Source organism: Kitasatospora sp. NPDC093806 (assembly GCF_040683335.1).
Taxonomy (GTDB): Bacteria; Actinomycetota; Actinomycetes; order Streptomycetales; family Streptomycetaceae; genus Kitasatospora.
Genome location: NZ_JBFBDO010000047.1, coordinates 39,975 through 58,705, shown reverse-complemented (window position 1 = coordinate 58,705; position 18,731 = coordinate 39,975). Strand labels below are relative to the sequence as shown.

Sequence of the window (18,731 nt, the reverse complement as noted above, 5' to 3'; positions counted from 1 at the left end):
CGTCGACCACGACCAGCTCACCCCGACCAGCGAGGTGGTGGAGACCGGCGAGCTGATGGTGTTCGCGGGGCGGGACTTCGTGATCACCGTGGGGCGCGGCGATGGTGTGCGCCGCCCTGGCCACGGCCGGCCGCACCTGGGTGCGCGGGCTGGAGCGCCCGCCGACCGCGCTGGCCCAGCGGGCCCTGCACGAGGCCAAGGTGGCGTCGGCGGCCGGCTGGGACGCCTGGCGCACCGAGCACCACTCGCCCAACTGACCCGGCGCCGAGCCGGAGCGACCCCGGCCGTTCACCCGCACGGGCGAACGGCCGGGAGATTGTCGCCCCGATCCCGCCCCGACCGAAGCCCGATCCGGCCCCCGCGCCGCCCGGCTACAGCCCGAGCGACTTGGCGACGATGCTGCGCATGACCTCGCTGGTCCCGCCGTAGATCCGGAACACCCGGTTGTCGGTGTAGAGCCGGGCGATCGGGTACTCCAGGATGTACCCGTAACCACCGTGCAGCTGAAGGCACTTGTCGATCACGACGGACGCCGACTCGGTGCAGAACAGCTTCGCCGCCGCCGCGTCGGCGACCGTCAGCTGCCCCTCCTGGTACAGCTCCAGCGCGCGGTCGACCATCGACTGCTGCGCCATCACCTGCGCCTCGCAGTCGGCCAGCGTGAACTTGGTGTTCTGGAACTCGGCGACGGCCTTGCCGAACACCTTGCGGTCCTTGACGTACTGCACCGCGAACCGGACCGCCGCCGCCGCGGCCGCGTACGCGCCGACCGCGATCGCCAGCCGCTCCTGGACCAGGTTGTGGGTCAGGTAGCCGAACGCCCGCCCCTCCTCGCCGAGCAGGTCCTCCACCGGCACCTTGACGTCGCTGAACGCCAGCTCGGCGGTGTCCGAGGTGCGCAGGCCGATCTTCTGCAGCTTGCGGCCGACGCTGTAGCCGGGGGAGGTGGTGTCCACGCAGAGGATGGAGAGCCCGGCCCGGCGGTTCTCCGGGTCGTACGGCGAGGTCCGGCAGACCACCAGCACGAGGTCGGCGAGGACGCCGCCGGTGATGAAGGTCTTGGCGCCGTTGAGGACGTAGTGGGTGCCGTCCTCGGAGAGCCGGGCGGTGGTGGTGATCCCGGCGAGGTCGGAGCCGGCGCCGGGCTCGGTCATCGCGATGGCGGTCATGAGGTCGCCGGAGACGAAGCCGGGCAGCCAGCGCCGCTTCTGCTCCTCGTCGGCGTACTCCAGCAGGTAGGGCAGCACGAGGCCGGTGTGCACCCCGGAGGAGCCGAAGCTGACGCCGGCCCGGGCGGTCTCCTCGGCGACCACCGCCTGGAACTTGAAGCCGCTCTCGCCCGCGCCGCCGTACTCCTCGGGCACCTCGATGCCGAAGACGCCGAGTTCGCCGAGCTTGCGGTAGAAGTCGCGGGGCGGGTGGCCCTCGGCCTCCCAGCTCTCGTAGACGGGGACGACCTCGTTGGCGATGAAGTCCCGGATGGTCTCCCGGAAGGCCTCGTGGTCCTCGGTGAACACGGTGCGGCGCACGACGGCGCTCCCTTCGCTGGGGCCTGACGCGGCGGGGCCGGACGGCCTGCTGATCGCCCCACAAGTTAATCGGCGGTAGCTTCGGCTGTCCAGGGTCCGACGGAGGGCTTCCGTCCTGTTGCCGACGGGCGGAGGGACGGGATCCGGAGGGCGTCAAGTGAATCCCTGCTAGCCTGCCGAACGGGTGTCGGTACGGCTGCCGCCACCGCGTTCGGAGCGGATCGGGGGAGGCGGGAGCGATGGTGGTGCGGCGTCCCCCCGCGCGGACCCGGCAGGCGCAGATCCTGGCCGTGGCCGCCGAACGCTTCCACCGCGGCGGCTACCACCAGGTCTCGATGACGGAGGTCGCCGCCGGGGTCGGCATCACCGCGCCCGCGCTCTACCGGCACTTCCGGGGCAAGCCCGAGCTGCTCGACCGCACCGTCCGGGTGGGCCTGGACGCGCTGGCCGAGGCGGTGCGCGGCGCGGACTCGACGGCCGGGCTCGCCGCCGCGCTGGCCGCCGTCGCGGTCGGCCACCGCCCGCTCGGCACCCTGGTGCAGCGCGACGCCCGGCTGCTGCCCCCGGACCGGCGGGCGGCGCTCCGCCGCGAACTGCGCGCCGACGTCGCCCGGATGGCCGCCGTGCTGCGCGCCGAACGCCCCGGGCTCGCCGCCGCCGACGCCGAGCTGATCTGCTGGTCGGCGCTCTCCGCGGGCGCCGGACTGTCCTACCAGTCGGCCGCCCCGCAGCCGCGCCGGGCCGAACGGCTGGTCCGCGAGCTGCTCACCGCGGTGTTCGCGGTCCGGCTGGACGGCGCCGCGCCCGATCCCGCCGCCCGGCCGGACGGCCCCGCCGGCGGACCGGGACCGCAGCCGCGCCGGGAGGAGCTGCTGTCGGCGGCCGTGCGGCTGTTCCACCGGCGCGGCTTCGACAACGTCAGCACCGACCGGCTCGGCGCCGCCGTGGGGATCGCCGGGCCGAGCGTGTACCGGCACTTCGACAGCAAGGCGCAGCTGCTGGCGGCCGCCCTGGTGCGCAGCCGGGAACGGCTCTGGCACGAGGTCGGGGGCGTGATCACCAGCGCGTCGGACGCGCCCGGCGGCGCGCCGGAGCGGACGCTGGCGGCGGGTCTGGCCGCGTACGTGGACTTCGCCCGGCGCAACGGCGACTACCTGGGCGTGATGCTGAGCGAGACCGAGCGGCTGGCCCCGCCGGACCGGCGGGCCGCGGTGGACTTCCGGCGGGACTTCCTGCGGGCGTGGGTGGAGCTGCTCGGCCGGGTCCGCCCGGAGGAGGACGCGGTGGCCGCCCGGATCCGGGTGCACGCGCTGTTCTCGCTGGTCAACGACGGGGTCCGGAACCGTCCGCACAGCGCCCGCCCGGATCTCGGCGACTGCCTGCTGCGGCTCGGCCGGGCGGTGCTGGGCCTGCCCGGCTGAGCCGTCCCGCGCCGGGGCGAGGGGCCCGGAACGGCGGGGGCCGGGTGCCCGCCCCGCGCTGGTGGGGCGGGCACCCGGCCGGGGATCGGCGGATGCGCTCAGGGGCGGAGCGTGCCTCAGCCGCCGAAGTGCGGGGCGATCAGGGCGGCGAGGTTGCCGTTGCCCTGCAGGGCGCCGACGTTGCCGTCGTTGCCGGCCACGGCCAGGCCGTTGTTCTGGTTGCTGGCGCCGGAGCCGGTGGCCGTCTGCTGGGTGGTGACCACGTTGCCGTGGACGTTGCCGATGATGTTGTTGGAGCCGGTGTTGCTCACCACGCTGCTGTTGGAGTGCTGGTCCGCGCCGGCGCCGTTGTCGGCGTGGGCGGTGCCGATGCCGGCGAGGAGGAACGCCCCGAGGGCGGTGACGGCGGCGGCTGCGCGGATACGGGACACGGTGGTCTCCCTGAGGGTGGGGTGCGAATGGTGGCGCGTTCCGGAGTGGCCGCTCCGCAGCGCCGTTGCCTGACGTCGCCCGACCAGCATTCACCAGCTGCGTGGACGAACTCCACCGAATGGGTGGCGATTCGCCCGATGGTGGGAACCGGATGATTGTCCGACCGGTGGCCGGATCGGGCGGTCCGCACGCCCCCCTCCAGGCGCTTCGCGGGCTCCCGCCGGGCGGTTCGAGGTCCTCTTGGTGAATGCTTTACTGTTTCATTGCCAAGAGTCGACCCTTCCGGCCCTCAGGAGTCCGCACCCGTGACCAGCCTCGCCCTCGGCCCGTCCTGGCTCGATCCGACCTACCTGATCTCCACCTTCGGGCTGATCGGCATCCTGGCCATCGTCTTCGCCGAGTCCGGTCTGCTGATCGGCTTCTTCCTCCCCGGGGACTCGCTGCTCTTCACCACCGGCCTGCTGGTGGCCGGCGGCACCTACCTGCACCAGCCGCTCTGGCTGGTCTGCACGCTGATCGTGGTCGCGGCGGTGGCCGGGGACCAGGTCGGCTACCTCTTCGGGCGCAAGGTCGGGCCGAGCCTGTTCCGGCGCCCCGACTCCCGGCTGTTCAAGCAGGAGAACGTGGAGAAGGCGGCCGCCTTCTTCGACCGGCACGGGCCGAAGGCGATCGTGCTGGCCCGCTTCGTGCCGATCGTCCGCACCTTCACCCCGATCGTCGCCGGGGTGAGCCGGATGAACTACCGCACCTTCGTCCTCTACAACGTGGTCGGCGGGGTGCTCTGGGGCGGCGGCGTCACCGTGCTCGGCTACTTCCTCGGGCAGATCCCGTTCGTCCGGGAGCACATCGAGGCGATCCTGGTCGGCATCGTGCTGCTCTCGGTGGTCCCGGTGGCCGTCGAACTGCTCCGCGCCCGCCGCTCCGGCCGGGCTGCGGCCAGCGCCGGCACCGCCGCCGCCGGCACCGCCACCGCCGCCGTCAGCGACCACCGCGAGGACACCCCGCCGGTCCCGGCCGGCGGCCGCCACCGCGTCCGCTGAGCCCGCCACCGCGTCCGCTGAGCCCGCCACCGCGCCCGCCGAGCCCGCCACCGCGCCGGGCCGGCGTCCGCGCGGGGCCGCGCCCGCCGTCACGTACATGTGCGTCCGGCAGTTCGATCAGGCAAGGTGTATCCGGAGATCGAACGGCGGCCCGGGGACCCGGCGCCGTCAGGGGTGGCAAGGAGCGGAAGTGCCTAAGCGGGGCCGGCCGGGCAGCGGAAAGAAGGCCAGGGGCGGCCGGGGCGGACGGGCGCAGCGCCAGCACCGTCCGGCGCCCGGCGGCCGGCCGGTCCACCCGTCCGACGCGCCGCCCACCGAGGGACTGCTCGGCCACCCCGCCCCGGTCGTCGAGCCGACCGTGGTGGTCCCGCTCGCCCCGCCCGTCCCCGAGACCAAGGGCCTGCTGAACCCCGAGCCCGAGCCCGCCGACGAACGGCCCGCCGACGAGCCGCCCGCCCCGGCGCACCGCCGCCGCTCGGTCGCCGAGGACACCCTCACCCCCGAGGAGTGGAAGGCCGCCGGCTACACCCCGCCGATGGGCACCCCCATCCCCGCCCTGATGCCCGGCGCCCCCGGCGAGGCGCCCTGGCCGGACCGGATGCGCACCCTGCTGCGCACCCCGATGTCCGAGCGCCCGTCCTTCGAGCGGACCGCCCGCGAGCTGCACCCCTCCGCCGGCCGCAACGTCCCGCGCATCCTCGACCTGACGCTCCGGATCGGCGAGCTGCTGCTCGCCAGCGGCGAGGCCGCCGAGGACGTCGAGGCGGCCATGCTCGGCATCGCGCACGCCTACCGGCTGGACCGCTGCGAGCCGCAGGTCACCTTCACCCTGATCGGCATCTCGCACCAGCCCTCGCTGGTCGAGCCGCCGATCACCGCCGACCGCGTGGTCCGCCGCCGCACCTCCGACTACACCCGGCTGAACGCGGTGTACGAGCTGGTCGCGGACATCACCGCCGAGCAGGTGAGCGTCAACGACGCCTACCGCCGGCTCGCGCTGATCCGCCGCAACCGGCACCCGTACCCGGCCTGGATGCTCGCCCTGAACACCGGTCTGCTGGCCGGCGCGGCCACCTTCCTGGTCGGCGGCCGGATCGACGACAAGGCCTGGCTGGTCTTCCTCAGCGCCTTCGTCGCGGCCGTGCTCGGCGACCGGCTGGCCTCGCTGATCGCCCGGCGCGGGCTGCCGGAGTTCTACCAGTTCGTGCTGGCCGCGATGCCGGCCGCCGCCTCGGGCATCGTGCTCTCCTTCAACGACCTGGGCCTGCGCGGCTCCGTGGTGATCACCGGTGGGCTGTTCGCCCTGCTGCCGGGACGCGCCCTGGTGGCCGCCGTCCAGGACGGTCTGACCGGCTTCTACATCACCGCCGCGGCCCGGCTGCTGGAGGTGATCTACCTGGTGGCGGGCATCGTCATCGGCGTGATGCTGATCCTCTACCTGGGGGTCGGCTTCCAGGCGAAGCTCCGTCCGGACGAGTCGCTGGTCGGCGTCAACTACCCGCCGGTCCAGATGGTCGCCGCGCTGGTGCTGACCCTCGCCTTCGCGATGCTGCTGCAGACCGACCGGCGCTCGCTCGCCCTGGTCACCCTGAACAGCGGCATCGGCTGGGCCAGCTACGGCGTGCTGGTCTACAACGCCGACGTCTCGCCGATCGTCGCGACCGGGGTGGCGGCCGGCCTGGTCGGCCTCTTCGGCCAGCTGATGGCGCGCTACCGCAACGGCTCCGCGCTGCCGTACGTGACCGCCGCGATCGGGCCGCTGATGCCCGGTTCGGCGCTCTACCTCGGCATGCTGTCGTTCGCCCAGGGACACTCCAACGGGGGCCTGGTCCAGATCACCCGGGCCGCCGCGATCGCCCTGGCCCTGGCGATCGGGGTGAACCTGGGGGGTGAGATCGCCCGGCTCTTCATGCGGCTCCCGGTCGGGGTCGAGCGTCCGTCGCTCGCCCCGGTGATCCCCCGTCGGGCGGCCAAGCGCACCCGCGGTTTCTGACGCCGACCGTTGGCCTCCGGGCCATGTCGCGGCAGACCGCACGCAGCACCAGGAACGAAGGTAAGACGCATGACCACACTGCTGGACGGCTACCGCGAGCACATCGTCGCCGCGCACAAGCAACCGCTGTTCCTGCTGCTGGTCGGGTTCATCACCTCCTTCGTCTTCATCCGGTTCAGCGTGCGGATGATCAGGGCCCAGGTGCGCTGGTGGCCCGGCAACGTGACCCCCGGCGGGCTGCACATCCACCACATGGTCTTCGGCCTGGGCTTCCTGCTGGTCGGCGGCATCGGGGTGTTCGCCACCTACGGCGGGCACCCGTGGATCGACGTCTTCGGGCTGCTCTTCGGCATCGGCTGCGGCCTGGTGCTGGACGAGTTCGCGCTGATCCTGCACCTGGACGACGTCTACTGGAGCGAGCAGGGCCGCAAGTCGGTGGACGCGGTGATCTTCGGCATCCTGTTCACCGGCCTGCTGCTGGTCGGGTACGTGCCGCTCGGCGTGGTGCCCGGCGAGGAGACCAGGTGGGGGCTGGTCACGGTGATCTCGGTGAACGCGCTGGCCTCGATCGTCACCCTGCTCAAGGGCAAGGTGTGGACCGGTCTGCTCGGCATCATGGTGCCCGGCATCTCCTGGATCGGCGCGATCCGGCTGGGGCGCCCGAGCAGCCCCTGGGCGCGCTGGCGGTACGCCACGCGCCCGCGCCGCCGGGCCCGCGCGCTCCGGCGCGAGCGCCGTCTGCACCGGCGGGCGGACAAGGCCCGTACCTGGCTTTTCGACCTGATCGCCGGGGCTCCCGACAAGGTCCCGGCCAACCATCCGGCCGCGCACCGGGTGGCCGAGCGGATGGCCGCCCGGGCCACCTCCCACCTGGACGCGCACGCCGCCCGGGCGCTGGCCCGCCGCTCGGCGCGGCTGGCCGACCGGCGGTCGGCGGCGGGCGCGGGGGAGCACCCGTCGGGGAGCCGGGCGGTCGCCGGGTACGGCGGTCCGGGCGGGTACGGCAGCCCGGCGGACCCGCCGGGGCGGCAGGTCCGGGCGGCCCGGCAGCGGCGGCGCACCGTCCGGGCCGGGCGCAGCCGGACCTACGCGGTCCGGCCGACGGGGGTGGCGCCCCGACCGGACCGCCACCGCTGGCTGCGGACCCACACGCGCCGGATCCGGCGCTAGGCGCTCTCCTGCCGAACTGGTTCGTATACCCTGGCAGCCCGACTGGAGTTGAGGCCTGGTCAGATCATCCGATGGTCACCCGGCCGGCGGTGCGGGCTTGAGGTGTGAAAGCCCTCCGGCTTGAGAACATGGCGGGCAGTGACCGTCTTGTCACGGAATGGGATGTTCTGCCGGAATCCGGTTCCGGTGGCGGCGGGTGCCGGATCGTTCCGCCCCCGCCACCACCGCCGTCGCCGGTGCGACCCGCACGACCCGTACGACCCGCGCTGCCCGCGCGACCCGTGCGGCCCGCGCGGCCGATCCCTCGTGACCGTCCGAAGGGATGAATCGTGGCGCGCAGGCTCCTGCCGACCCTCCTGTTGTCCCTCACCGCCCTGCTCGGGCTGCTCCCCGCCGCCACGGCCGCCCCGGTGCCGGGCCCGGCCGCCGCTCCGTCCCCCGCCGGCGGGTCCGGGCCGGGGGAGGAGGCGTACCCGTCCGCCGAGGAGATCGACCGGGCCCGGGCCGAGGCCGAACGCCGGGCCGGCTCGGTCGCCGCCATCGAGGCCGGGCTGACCGCCGCCAAGGCCGAGCTCGACCAGGCCGCCCGGACCGCCGAACAGGCCGTCGAGGCCTACAACGGTGCCCAGCTGGCCCTCACCCGGGCGCGCGCCGAGGAGTCTGCCGCCGCCGACCGGGCCGCCGCCGCTGAGGCCGAGCGGGCCGAGGCCGCCGAGGACGCCGCCCGGCTGGCCGCCGAAACGTACCGGCAGGGCACCACCGCCGAACTCTCCGCGATCAACGCCCTGCTCGGCGCCCGCGGCCCCCGCGAGGCCGGGGACCAGGCCGCGGTGGTCGGCGTCGCCAGCGACCGCACCCGGCAGATCCTCGACGCGGCGGTCTCCACGGCCGCCGCCGCGAGCCGGGCCTCCGCCGCCGCGCGGGCCGCCGCCGAGACCGCCGAACGGGCCGCCACCGCGGTCGGCGCGGCCCGGGAGCGGGCCGAGGCCCGGCTGACGGCCCAGCAGGACCAGGTCGTCGCGGTCGGCCTGCGGCGCGAGCGGCTGCTCGCCGAACTGGCCGCCGCCCGGCACACCACCGTCGAACTGGAGCGGCAGCGGCGCGAGGCGCTGGAGGCGATCGCCGCCCGGGAGGCCGAGGCGGCCGCCCGCGCGGCCGCGGAGAAGGCCGCGGCCGAACGCGAGGCGGCGGAGAAGGCGGCGGCGGAGAAGGCCGCCGCGGAGAGGGCGGCGGCGGAGAAGGCGGCCGCCGAACGGGCCGCCGCGGAAGCCGCCGCGGCCGCGAAGGCCGCCCCGCCCCCGCCCGGCCAGAGCGCCCCGGCGGCTCCGGCCGTCCGGCCCTGGTCGGCCGAGGACGCGGCCACCGCCGTGGCCTTCGCCCGCTCCAAGATCGGCCTGCCCTACGTCTGGGGCGGCGAGGGCCCGGGCGGCTACGACTGCTCCGGGCTGACCATGATGGCGTGGCGTCAGGGCGGCAGACGGCTCAACCACTTCGCCGCCGACCAGTACGCGCAGTCCACCCCGATCGGCTACCGCCAGCTCCGCCCCGGCGACCTGGTCTTCTGGAGCTCCACCGGCCGCGCCGCCGACATCCACCACGTCGGCCTCTACATCGGCGACGACCAGATGATCGAGGCGCCCCGGGCGGGCATGCCGATCAAGCAGGCCAGTCTCTGGATCATGGGCACCCCCGACTTCTACGCCCGCCCGTGAGCGCCGGGCCGCCGGGCCGCCGTCTGCCGGCCGCCGGCCGCCGCCGGGGGCGGGGTCGGGTCAGCGGCCGCCGGTCAGGGCCTGGTAGCGGTGGAAGGCCTCGCGGGCGTCCGGCACGAAGGACTCCGCGCGGACGGCCTCGCGCAGCTCCGCCCCGGTGAGCCAGGCGTGCCAGGCGATCTCCGCCGGGTCCGGGGTGACGGCCCCGTCCACCGTGGCCTCGTGGAGGCCGAGCCAGTAGGGGCTGATCGCGCCCCGGCAGAGGAACTTGAACACGAACCGGGCCCGCGCGCGGACCCCGAGCTCCTCGGCGAGCTCCCGGGCGGCCGCCGCCTCGTAGGACTCGCCGACGTCCACGGCGCCGCCGACCAGCCAGTTGTACTGCCCGGGGAAGCGGGAGACGCCGTCGGGGCGCCGGTGCACCAGGAACCGTCCGGCGGGATCGCGGCAGACCACCGTCGCGATCCGGTGCGGCCACCCGTTGCGGATGGCCTCGCCGCGGTCCACGACCGCCACCACGCGGTCCCGTTCGTCGACCCGCTCGACCCGCTCGACCCGCTCGCCCTGTTCTCCTGTCACTCCCATGGCCCCCACGATGCCACCGGGCGCGGCCGGAATAATTCGGATGACCCCGTCGAAATGCCGTCGTACGGTGAGCGAATGGGCAACGAAACGTACGGCCAGGCCGGTGAGCCGGGCCGTGGCCGGTCGACGGAGCAGGCCGGTGGGATCGAGATCCGCGCGGTCGGCGAGGACGAGGTCGAGGCCTGGGACCGGGCGCTCGCCGTCGGCTTCCTGCGCCCGCACGTGGGCCGGGCGACGGACTACCGCCGCCGGCAGTGGGAGCCCGGCCGGATGCTCGCGGCGGTGGACGACGGCCGGTTCGTCGCCACCTACCGCAGCTTCGACACCGAGCTGACGGTGCCCGGCGGCGCCGTGGTCACGGCCGACGCGATCACCGCCGTCACCGTCACCTCCACCCACCGGCGGCGCGGACTGCTCCGCCGGATGATGACCGGGGACCTCACGGCCGCCCGGGAGCGCGGCGCCGCGGTCGCCATCCTGATCGCCGCCGAGTACAACATCTACGGCCGGTTCGGCTTCGGCCCGGCCACCCGCGGCCACGGCTGGAACATCGACCTGCTCCGGGCCGGCGGCCTGCGCGCCGACCTGCCCACCGTGCCCGGCGGGCGGATCGACTTCGTCGGAATGGACGAACTGCGCAAGGTCGGCCCCGAGCTGCACGACCGCTGGCGGCTCACCCAGCCGGGCTCGATCGGCCGCGACGAGGTGCTGTGGCAGCGCCTCACCGGCGAGATCGAGGTCCCGGGCTTCGAGTGGAAGGAGCCCTTCGCGGCCGTCCACCGGGACGCCGAGGGCACGCCCACCGGCCTGGTCGTCTACAAGGTCGACGACGCCTGGGACGGCTCCTACCCGAACTGCACGCTCACCGTCCTCGACTTCCTCGCCCTGGACCGGGCGACCGCCGCCGAGCTGTGGCGGCTCGTCCTCTCGATCGACTGGGTGCGCAAGGTCGTGGCGGAGAACGTCGGCCCGGACGACCCGCTGCCGCTGCTACTGAACGACCCGCGCGCCGCCACCCCGTACGTCGACAACGCCGACTTCATCTGGCTGCGCGTGCTGGACGTCGAGGCCGCCTTCAACGCCCGCACCTACGGCGCGCCCGGCCGGGTGGTGCTGGAGGTCGAGGACGCCGGGGGCTTCGCCGCCGGCCGCTGGGCGATCGAGGTCGCCGAGGACGGCACCGGCCGCTGCACCCGGACCACCGACGAGGCCGACCTGGCCCTGGACGCCTCGGTGCTGGGCTCGCTCTACCTGGCCGGCGAGACGCTGCCCCGCCTGGCGGCGGCCGGCCTGGTCACCGAACTGCGCCCCGGCGCGGTGGCCGCCGCGGACCTGCGGCTGCGCACCCCGCTGCTCTCCTGGAGCATCGACGGCTTCTGAGCCGGCCCGGTCCCGAAGGCCGGTCCGCATCGTGCGGGCCGGCCTTCGGCGTGCCCGGCGCCTGCCCGGCCGCTACTGGGCCGCTGCTCGGCTGCTACTTGGCCGCGCTCTTGCCGATGGTGGGCAGGATGAAGTCCTGGATCAGGCCCTTGGCGTCGCGGACGATCGGGCGGAACACCCGGTAGCGCGAGAGGTTGATGATCCGGGCGACCATCGGGGTGGAGCGGCGGACGTACTCGCGGGTGCGCTCGGTGTCCGGGGTGTGGTCGAAGACCCAGTAGAGCACCACGATCATCAGGTTGAGCCAGAGCAGGTCGGGGAGCAGTTCGGCGAGTTCGGCGTCCAGCTTCGGGGCGAGCTCGGAGCCGGTCAGCACCTCGCGGAAGAGTTCGACGGCGGTGGCCCGGGCCGGGTGGGACTCGTTGGAGAACGGGCTCAGCGAGCTGTTCGGGTCGGCGGCGGTGCGGAAGAACTGGGCGGCGAACTCGTGGTACGGGGCCGCGCAGTCGATCCAGGCGGTGACGGCGATCTCCAGGCGCTCGGCGAAGTCCTTGGTGCCGGCCATCCGGCGGCGGGCCTCGGCGGCGTGCTCGTACGTCATCCCGTCGTAGAACCCCTGGATGAGGAATTCCTTCGAGGAGAAGTAGTAGTAGGCGTTGCCGACCGAGACGCCCGCCTCGGCGGCGATGGCGCGCATGGTGGTCTTCTCGTAGCCGCGCTCCTGGAAGAGCCGCATCGCGGTCTCCAGGATCAGGGCCCGGGTCTGCTCGCTCTTGTCCGTCTTCGGCTGCGCGCGGCTGCCACGCGGCTCGGCGGCGCCGCCGCCCGTGCCGGGCGTGCCACTCGTGCCGCTCGTCGTGCTCGTGCCGTTCGTCGCTGCCAGGTCGTCCACGGCCCCGAGCCTAGCCGGATCGGCAGGGCCCCGAGCCTGGCCCGATCGGCTCAGTCCCAGGCGGTGTCGGCGCGTACGGCACCGGATGCCCCCTCCGCATCCGGTGCCGACGCTCCGCCCTCGTGCATTTCGAACGTGTTCAAAAGCATGGGAGTGACTGTAGAGGGAAGGGTTGAACATGTTCAAGCCGGATGAGAGGGTCGTCCCATGATCACCACCATCCGGCCGGGCACCGTACGGGACGCCGCCGCCGTCGCGGAGCTGCACGCCGCCAGCTGGCGCACCGCCTACACCGGCATCGTCCCCGAGGACGCGCTCGGCGACGGGCTGGCCGCCGAACGGCGCGAGATCTGGGAGCTGCGGCTGGCCGTCGACTACGGCGGGCCGGAGCACACCCCCGAGCTGCTGATCGCCGAACGGGCGGGCGAGACCGTCGGGTTCGCCTACCTGGTCCCGCAGCCGGACGGCCGGGTGCTGCTCGACAACCTGCACGTCCGCCCCGGTCTGACCGGCGCCGGGATCGGCCGTGGGCTGCTGGACGCGGCCTGCGCCCATGTCGCCCGTCGGCACCCCGGAGCCGACCTCTACCTGGAGGTCCTGCGGGCCAACACCCGGGCGATCGCCTTCTACGAACGCGCGGGCGGCCGTCGCACCGCCGCCCGGGACGGCGTCTTCCCCGGCGGCTACACACTGCCCGAGTACGAGTACACCTGGACCGCGGCGGAACTCGCGGCCCTGTAGCGCCTCAGTCGTGGTCGTAGACCGTCACCGGCACCCCCCGTTCCGCCAACCGGGCCGTCACCAGCGGCTCCACCGAGGACCAGCGCCCGCCCGCCAGGCCGCAGCCGATCCTCGGCATGTGCACGGACGCGCCCAGGTCGAGCGCGTGGCCGCCCAGGGTGGCCAGCGCGGTGTCGATCGCGGGGTACCGCACCGGCGGGCCGGACGAGCGGCCGGTCCGGATGCCGCGCTGCCCGACCAGGTTGGCCACCCAGAGGTACTTCTCGACCCGCACCAACTGCACCGCGCCCAGCCCGAAGTCGTTCCCCGCGCGCTCCCGGTGCCACCGCCGGTAGGCCGCCTCCGGCTCGGCCCACCGCTTCGACAGGGCCAGGACGAACCCCTTCCCCCAGCCCGCTGCTAATCGCCCGCTCGCCTCCGGGCGCTCCGACCCGGTGCCGACGGTCGGCGCTCCGGCGCTCCTTCGTCGCTTGTCACTTCTCCCTTTCGGCACCGGCGCGCCCTTCGGCTCGGGGCGGGTCATTGCAGACGTGCGCGATCACCTTCACGCCCCGCCCCTGGGGCGCCGTGGCGTCGCCACGGACGTACGTGATGGTGCTCGCCTCGACCATGTCCCGAACGCTAGCGCGCCCCACTGACAACGCGTTCGGCATTTTCCGGCGCCGACGCCCCCAGGTGGCGGCGGCCCGCCAGGGCGATCAGCAGGGCGAGCGCGGCGGCCCCGGCCGGGATCCAGTAGCCCGCCCCGGGCCCCGCGCGCTCCGCGACCGCGCCCGCCAGGGCCGAGCCGGCCGAGATGCCGACCAGGATCCCGGACACCGCGATCGCCATCCCTTCGTTCAACTGCCGCTGCGGCAGCAGCTCCTGGATCAGCGTCATACCGGTCACCATGGTCGGCGCGGTCCCCGTCCCGGCCGCGAACAGCGCGATCCCGACCAGGGCCAGCCCCGCGCCGCCCAGTCCGGCTGCGCCCAGCCCCGCGAGCAGCGGCAGGAGCAGCAGCCCCGCCATCGCCGCGACGCCGCGCAGGAAGCGGACGCCCGTCGGCCCGTTCGGCCGGAGCGTGCCGAACACCAGCCCGGCCACGCAGGACCCCGCCGCGACCAGCCCCAACAGCCCGCCCGCCACCGGCCGGTGGCCCAGCGCGTCGGCGTACGCCACGGTGGTCAGGTCGAGCGAGCCGAAGATCATCCCGGTGCTGAGGAAGGTCAGCGTCAGCACCCGCAGCCCGGGCACCCGCAGCGGCGAGCCGTGCCGCGCCCGGGCGGCCCGCCCACCAGCGAGCGGCTCGGCGAGCGGCGGCTCGGTCCGACGCTGGGCCGCGAAGAGCAGCGCGCCGACGGCGCCGAGCGCCCCGGCGGTGAGCAGACCGGCCTCCGGCGCGATCGCGGTGCAGAGCACCATCCCGAGCACCGGCCCGGTCATGAAGCAGAGCTCGTCCAGCGCCTGTTCGAGGGAGTTGGCGAGGTGCCGGGCCGCCGGGTCGTCGCGGTACAGGTGCGCCCAGCGGGCCCGGGCCATGCCGCCGAGGTTCGGTATCGCCGCACCGGCCGCCCAGCAGAGGAAGAGCGTCCAGTCGGGGGCGCCGGCGCGGACGCAGAGCAGCAGCCCGGCCAGTGGCACCGCGTTGTACAGCACCGCCGGGACGGTGACCCGTGCCTGCCCGTACCGGTCGACCAGCCGGCCGAGCACCGGCATGCCGATCGCCCCGGTGACCAGTCCGGCCGCCGCGACGGCGCCCGCCAGCGCGTACGAGCCGCGCCGTTCGGCGAGCAGCACCACCAGCGAGACGCCGGTCATCGACATCGTGAGCCGGCCGATCAGCCCGCTCAGGGTGAAGGCGAGGGTGCCGGGCCGGGCGAACAGGCGGCGGTACGGGGCGAGCATGGGACTCCGCGGGGAGAGGGAGGACGAGGGGGAAGGCCCTCAGCCTCGGTCCGCGGACCGTTCGCGGTCCAACACCTGTTCTGCCGCATTGACAACGGATTGGTGTCAATGGACGGCGCACGGCATGATCGCTAGCCTGCCGCCATGTCCCGTGACCTGCACCCCCGTCTGCTCCGCGGCTTCGTCATGACCGCCGAGACGCTGCACTTCGGCCGGGCCGCCGAGCGCCTGCACGTGGCCCAGCAGGCGCTCAGCCGGGACGTCCGCACGCTGGAACGGCTGCTCGGCGACGCGCTGTTCACCCGGACCACCCGCAGCGTCGAACTCACCGCCGCCGGGCTCGGCCTGCTGCCCAAGGCCCGCCGCCTGCTGGCCCTGCACGACGAGATCCTGGCCGGCGCCGCGCACCGGCCGCTGCTGCTGGACCTCAACAGCGACGTCACCGGGCCGGACCTCACCGGCAACCGACTGCTCGAACGGGCCCGCGCCGCCTGGCCGGAGGGGGAGTTGCTGGCCCGCTTCCACGGCGGTCTGGCGGCGGCCGCCGCCGAACTGCTCGCCCACCGGCTGGACGTCTCGTTCGGCCGCTTCGCCGGTCTGCCCGCCGGGGTGCGCGCCCAACTCGCCCAGACGCCGCTCCGGTTGGAGCGGGTGTCGGTGATGATGACGGCCGGTCATCCGCTCGCCGGACGGTCGGCGCTGCGCCTCGCCGAGCTGGCCGGCCACCCGGTGGACGTGTGCGCGGGCAACCCGGCCACCACCGAGTGGGCCGATCTCGGCCTGCGGCTGCTGCGCGAGCACGGCCTGAGCCCGGCGCCGCCGTACACCCCGCCGGTGGGGGTGGACGAGACCGCCCGCTACCTGGCCCGGCACGGCGACCCGATGCTGACCACCGTCGGCGGCCCGGTCCTGCCGGGCGCGGTGAACGTGCCGCTGGTCGAGCCGGTGCCGCTCAGCCTGGTGAGCCTGGTGCACCGCCCTGACCTGCGCCATCCCGGGCTGACCGCGCTGCGCGCGGCGGCGGCCGAACTCGGTGCGCGGGAGGCCTGGTTGCGGCGGCCTGCGGGCAGCTGGCTGCCGGCGCCGGACGCCGCGCTGCTGGCGTCCTGAGCGACCGGTACGTGGGAGCTGAATCCGTGTGCGAAGCAGCCGCGTGGAAGGAATCACTCCACTGGCACCGGTCGTTGTGACCGGATGCGACCTCGCCCCTGCCGCTCGGGGGTCGACAGGGGCGAGGCGCGTGCGGGCACCGGTATCGGTGCGGGGGGACGGGCGGCCGGGTCAGGCCGCCTTCACGGCGGAGATGTCGAAGCTGAGCTTGACCTTCTCGCCGATCAGCACGCCGCCGGTCTCCAGGGCGGCGTTGTAGGTCAGGCCCCAGTCGGTGCGGTCCAGGACGGCCTTGCCCTCGAAGCCGACCCGCTCGGCGCCGTAGGCGTCGGTGGCGCTGCCGGTGTAGTCGAGGTCCAGGACGATCGGGCGGGTGGTGTCCTTGATGGTCAGCTCGCCGGTCAGCCGGTAGCTGTCCTCGCGCAGGCGCTCGGCGGAGGTGCTGCGGAAGCGCATCTCGGGGTAGGTCTCGGCGGCGAAGAAGTCGCCGGTGCGCAGGTGCTCGTCGCGCTGGGCCTGGTTGGTGTCGATGCTCGCGACCTTGATCACCAGTTCGGCGCTGGAGTTGGCCGGGGTGGTGCCGTCCAGGTGGAGCTTGCCGTCGTACTCGGTGAAGCGGCCCTTGACGTTGGTGACCATCGCGTGGCGGACCGCGAAGCCGATCTCGCTGTGGGTGGTGTCGATCGCCCAGTCGCCGGTGAGGTGACCGAGGTCCGGGCCGGCCGGGGTCTCGGCGACGGCGGTCGCGGTGGTCGTGGCGGCGGCGCTCTTGTTGCGGTTGAACAGGCCCATGGCTCCTCCTCGGGTTCGAAGCCATTTGTTTAGGCTTCAACTTGATGGCTCCACTGTAGACCCGTTTCGTTCAAAGTTCAACCAATGATCGCGAGGGAATGCGGCTCGCCCCGCCCGGGGCGTCCGGACGGGGCGATCAGCGAGGGGTGCGGAGGAGGGCGGGGCGTCAGTCGGCCTGCGTCAGCCGGCCTGCGTCAGCTCCTCGCGGACCAGGTCGAACGCGGTCCGGCCGTCCAGCGACTCGCGGATGATGTCGGCGTGGCCCGCGTGCCGGGCCGCCTCCTCGATCAGGTGCAGCAGCACCCAGCGCGCGGTCCGCCGCGAGCCGGCCGGGAACCACGGCGCCTCCGGCAGCGGCGCGTCCACCTCCAGGTTCGGCAGGCTCTTGATGATCTCCTCGGTCTCCGTCGCGACCTCCTCGTACCGGGTCAGCCAGTGCGCCAGCGACTCGCCCTCGACCAGGGTGAAGGTGCTCACCTTCTGGTAGTCGTACTGGCCCTCCGGCCGGCCCAGCAGGGTGCCGACGACCCAGCCGTGCTCGCAGATCGCCGCGTGCTTGATCAGTTCGGCGAGCGAGAGGGCGCTGGCGCTCGGCCGCTCCGCGGCCTGCTCCTCGGTCAGGCCGAGCACGGCCCGCCGCAGGCCGCCGCGCTGGGCGTCGAGGAAGGAGAGCAGGGCGTCGCGCTCGTCGGTCTCGGCGTTCACCAGGGTGGGCATGGATCCGTCCGCCTCTCGTCGATGGGGTCCTCCGGGCGGGACCTCCCCGCTCCGGTAGACCGAAGGTATCGGCCGAGTAGGACAGATCCTGTCCGCCACTACCGGACGCGTCGCCGGTATCGTCGAATCCGGTCCGGCACGCGGCTTGACCCTCGACCTGGTCGAGCCCCCAGAGTCCCCGGCATGGAGAGCGACCTGCGCAGCATCGGCGAACTGGCCCGCGACAGCGGCCTGAGCGTGAGCGCGCTGCGCTTCTACGACGGCGCCGCCGTACTCGCCCCCGCCCGGGTCGACCCGCACACCGGCTACCGCTGGTACGCGCCCGACCAGCTCGCCGACGCCCGGCTGCTCGCCCGGCTCCGCCGGGTCGGCCTGCCGCTGGCCGACATCCGGGCCGTGCTCGGCGCGGCCCCCGGCACCGGCACGGCCCACCGGGTGGTCGACGCGCACCTGCGCCGGCTGGAGGACGGCCTCGCCGACGCGCGCCGGGAGCTCTCCCTGATCCGTCGACTGATCGACCAGAGGGAGAGTCCGATGACCGCCGCCCCCGCCGAGTACCGCTGCACCGTCCCCGCCCGCGAGCTGGCCGAAGCCCTGGACGCGGTCCGCTTCGCGGTCGGCGGCGACCCGGAGCTGCCGGTGCTGTCCGGTGTGCTGTTCGACCTGGACGGCGGTCTGCTGCGGCTGGTCGCCACCGACCGCTACCGGATGGCGCTCGCCGAGGTGCCGGTGGCCGACGCCCCTGCTGGCCCGACCGCATCGGCGGCCGCGATCGTGCCGACCGTGCTGGCCGACGCCGTCCGCGCCCTGCTCGGCTCCGGTGCGGGGACGGTCGACCTCACCCTCGGGGCCGGACCGGTCCGGTTCGAGGCCGGCGGCCACCGGATCGAGGGCGCCGCCCTGGAGCACGACTACCCCGACTACCGCGCGCTGGTCCGGCTCGACCCCGTCCGCCGGGTCGGCCTGCCCGCCGCCGAGCTGCGCGCGGCCGTCGAGGCCGCCGCCACCCGCAGCCTCCCGTCCGGCCCGCACGGCGCGGCCTGCGAGGTCGCCGTCCTGACCTTCGACGAGGACGGCCGGCTCGCCCTCGCCGCCCCGGACGCCGACGGCGGCCCGGACGCCCTCCGGGTGGCGGTCAACCGGGACTTCCTCCTGGAGGCGCTCCCGGCCGCCGGGCCCGAGCAGCTCGTCCTGGAGCTCGGCGGCCCCATCGCCCCCCTCGCCATCCGCACCCCCGCCCACCCGGGCACCTTCTCCATCCTCATGCCGGTCCGCCTCCCGTCCTGACCGGCCCCGTCGCCGGCCGGCCCGCTGCCGGACCGGCCGCCCT

18 protein-coding genes and 1 pseudogene are annotated in these 18,731 nt (G+C 74.5%); 10 read left to right on the top strand and 9 right to left on the bottom strand.

The window, feature by feature from the left end:
* Nucleotides 1–101 precede the first annotated feature (101 nt).
* Nucleotides 102–257: a hypothetical protein gene (locus tag AB0N76_RS22215; RefSeq protein ID WP_363559424.1), complete on the top strand. Its 156-nt coding sequence runs from the start codon at nt 102–104 to the stop codon at nt 255–257.
* 114 nt (nt 258–371) lie between these two features.
* Here the strand turns inward: AB0N76_RS22215 and AB0N76_RS22210 are convergent, their stop codons facing one another.
* Nucleotides 372–1,529, bottom strand: coding sequence for an acyl-CoA dehydrogenase family protein (locus AB0N76_RS22210; protein WP_363559420.1), 1,158 nt, complete (start codon nt 1,527–1,529; stop codon nt 372–374).
* A 245-nt stretch (nt 1,530–1,774) separates the two neighbouring features.
* Here AB0N76_RS22210 and AB0N76_RS22205 point away from each other — a divergent pair, with 245 nt between their 5' ends.
* Entirely contained in the window at nt 1,775–2,950 is a 1,176-nt protein-coding gene (locus tag AB0N76_RS22205) for a TetR/AcrR family transcriptional regulator (protein ID WP_363559418.1), read from the top strand.
* 116 nt (nt 2,951–3,066) lie between these two features.
* Here the strand turns inward: AB0N76_RS22205 and AB0N76_RS22200 are convergent, their stop codons facing one another.
* Nucleotides 3,067–3,381, bottom strand: coding sequence for a hypothetical protein (locus AB0N76_RS22200; protein ID WP_363559416.1), 315 nt, complete (start codon nt 3,379–3,381; stop codon nt 3,067–3,069).
* Nucleotides 3,382–3,687: 306 nt separating this feature from the next.
* On the opposite strand from AB0N76_RS22200, the gene AB0N76_RS22195 reads away from it, so the two are divergent.
* The 4 genes from AB0N76_RS22195 to AB0N76_RS22180 all read left to right on the top strand — a co-directional run bounded on the left by AB0N76_RS22195 (nt 3,688) and on the right by AB0N76_RS22180 (nt 9,297).
* Nucleotides 3,688–4,422, top strand: a complete 735-nt coding sequence (locus AB0N76_RS22195; protein WP_363559414.1) for a VTT domain-containing protein — start codon at nt 3,688–3,690, stop codon at nt 4,420–4,422.
* Between the two features lie 190 nt (nt 4,423–4,612).
* Nucleotides 4,613–6,415 carry a threonine/serine exporter family protein gene (locus tag AB0N76_RS22190; RefSeq protein WP_363559412.1) on the top strand — a complete coding sequence of 601 codons (1,803 nt, stop codon included), beginning with the start codon at nt 4,613–4,615 and terminating at the stop codon, nt 6,413–6,415.
* Nucleotides 6,416–6,484: 69 nt separating this feature from the next.
* The gene (locus AB0N76_RS22185) at nt 6,485–7,585 is read left to right on the top strand and encodes a hypothetical protein (protein ID WP_363559410.1); all 1,101 of its coding nucleotides are present in this window, start codon (nt 6,485–6,487) and stop codon (nt 7,583–7,585) included.
* A 329-nt stretch (nt 7,586–7,914) separates the two neighbouring features.
* Nucleotides 7,915–9,297, top strand: a complete 1,383-nt coding sequence (locus AB0N76_RS22180; RefSeq protein ID WP_363559408.1) for a C40 family peptidase — start codon at nt 7,915–7,917, stop codon at nt 9,295–9,297.
* 60 nt (nt 9,298–9,357) lie between these two features.
* Here the strand turns inward: AB0N76_RS22180 and AB0N76_RS22175 are convergent, their stop codons facing one another.
* On the bottom strand, nt 9,358–9,882 hold the full coding sequence (locus tag AB0N76_RS22175) for an NUDIX domain-containing protein (RefSeq protein ID WP_363559406.1): 525 nt from the start codon (nt 9,880–9,882) through the stop codon (nt 9,358–9,360).
* A gap of 75 nt (nt 9,883–9,957) precedes the next feature.
* Between AB0N76_RS22175 and AB0N76_RS22170 the strand changes: the two genes are divergently transcribed.
* Nucleotides 9,958–11,262 carry a GNAT family N-acetyltransferase gene (locus AB0N76_RS22170; protein ID WP_363559404.1) on the top strand — a complete coding sequence of 435 codons (1,305 nt, stop codon included), beginning with the start codon at nt 9,958–9,960 and terminating at the stop codon, nt 11,260–11,262.
* 94 nt (nt 11,263–11,356) lie between these two features.
* Here AB0N76_RS22170 and AB0N76_RS22165 read toward each other — a convergent pair whose 3' ends face one another.
* Nucleotides 11,357–12,154, bottom strand: coding sequence for a TetR family transcriptional regulator (locus AB0N76_RS22165; RefSeq protein ID WP_363559402.1), 798 nt, complete (start codon nt 12,152–12,154; stop codon nt 11,357–11,359).
* Nucleotides 12,155–12,361: 207 nt separating this feature from the next.
* Here AB0N76_RS22165 and AB0N76_RS22160 point away from each other — a divergent pair, with 207 nt between their 5' ends.
* The gene (locus tag AB0N76_RS22160; protein ID WP_363559400.1) at nt 12,362–12,895 is read left to right on the top strand and encodes a GNAT family N-acetyltransferase; all 534 of its coding nucleotides are present in this window, start codon (nt 12,362–12,364) and stop codon (nt 12,893–12,895) included.
* 4 nt (nt 12,896–12,899) lie between these two features.
* Here the strand turns inward: AB0N76_RS22160 and AB0N76_RS22155 are convergent, their stop codons facing one another.
* The 3 genes and pseudogenes from AB0N76_RS22155 to AB0N76_RS22145 all read right to left on the bottom strand — a co-directional run bounded on the left by AB0N76_RS22155 (nt 12,900) and on the right by AB0N76_RS22145 (nt 14,782).
* On the bottom strand, nt 12,900–13,418 hold the full coding sequence (locus tag AB0N76_RS22155) for an Appr-1-p processing protein (RefSeq protein ID WP_363559398.1): 519 nt from the start codon (nt 13,416–13,418) through the stop codon (nt 12,900–12,902).
* Nucleotides 13,414–13,506, bottom strand: a pseudogene (locus AB0N76_RS22150) (Appr-1-p processing protein); the annotation flags it as partial. The gene AB0N76_RS22155 and the pseudogene AB0N76_RS22150, both read right to left, overlap by 5 nt.
* 10 nt (nt 13,507–13,516) lie before the next feature.
* Nucleotides 13,517–14,782 (bottom strand): MFS transporter, encoded by a 1,266-nt coding sequence (locus AB0N76_RS22145; protein ID WP_363559396.1) that lies wholly within the window; start codon nt 14,780–14,782, stop codon nt 13,517–13,519.
* A 144-nt stretch (nt 14,783–14,926) separates the two neighbouring features.
* On the opposite strand from AB0N76_RS22145, the gene AB0N76_RS22140 reads away from it, so the two are divergent.
* A complete protein-coding gene (locus tag AB0N76_RS22140) occupies nt 14,927–15,892 on the top strand; it encodes a LysR family transcriptional regulator (RefSeq protein ID WP_363559394.1) in 966 nt (321 codons plus the stop codon).
* A gap of 171 nt (nt 15,893–16,063) precedes the next feature.
* Here AB0N76_RS22140 and AB0N76_RS22135 read toward each other — a convergent pair whose 3' ends face one another.
* Nucleotides 16,064–16,684, bottom strand: a complete 621-nt coding sequence (locus tag AB0N76_RS22135) for a YceI family protein (protein ID WP_363559392.1) — start codon at nt 16,682–16,684, stop codon at nt 16,064–16,066.
* Between the two features lie 180 nt (nt 16,685–16,864).
* Entirely contained in the window at nt 16,865–17,401 is a 537-nt protein-coding gene (locus tag AB0N76_RS22130) for a DinB family protein (protein ID WP_363559390.1), read from the bottom strand.
* A 183-nt stretch (nt 17,402–17,584) separates the two neighbouring features.
* On the opposite strand from AB0N76_RS22130, the gene AB0N76_RS22125 reads away from it, so the two are divergent.
* Complete coding sequence (locus AB0N76_RS22125; RefSeq protein ID WP_363559388.1) at nt 17,585–18,688, top strand: MerR family transcriptional regulator; 1,104 nt, start codon at nt 17,585–17,587, stop codon at nt 18,686–18,688.
* The last annotated feature ends 43 nt before the right edge of the window (nt 18,689–18,731 follow it).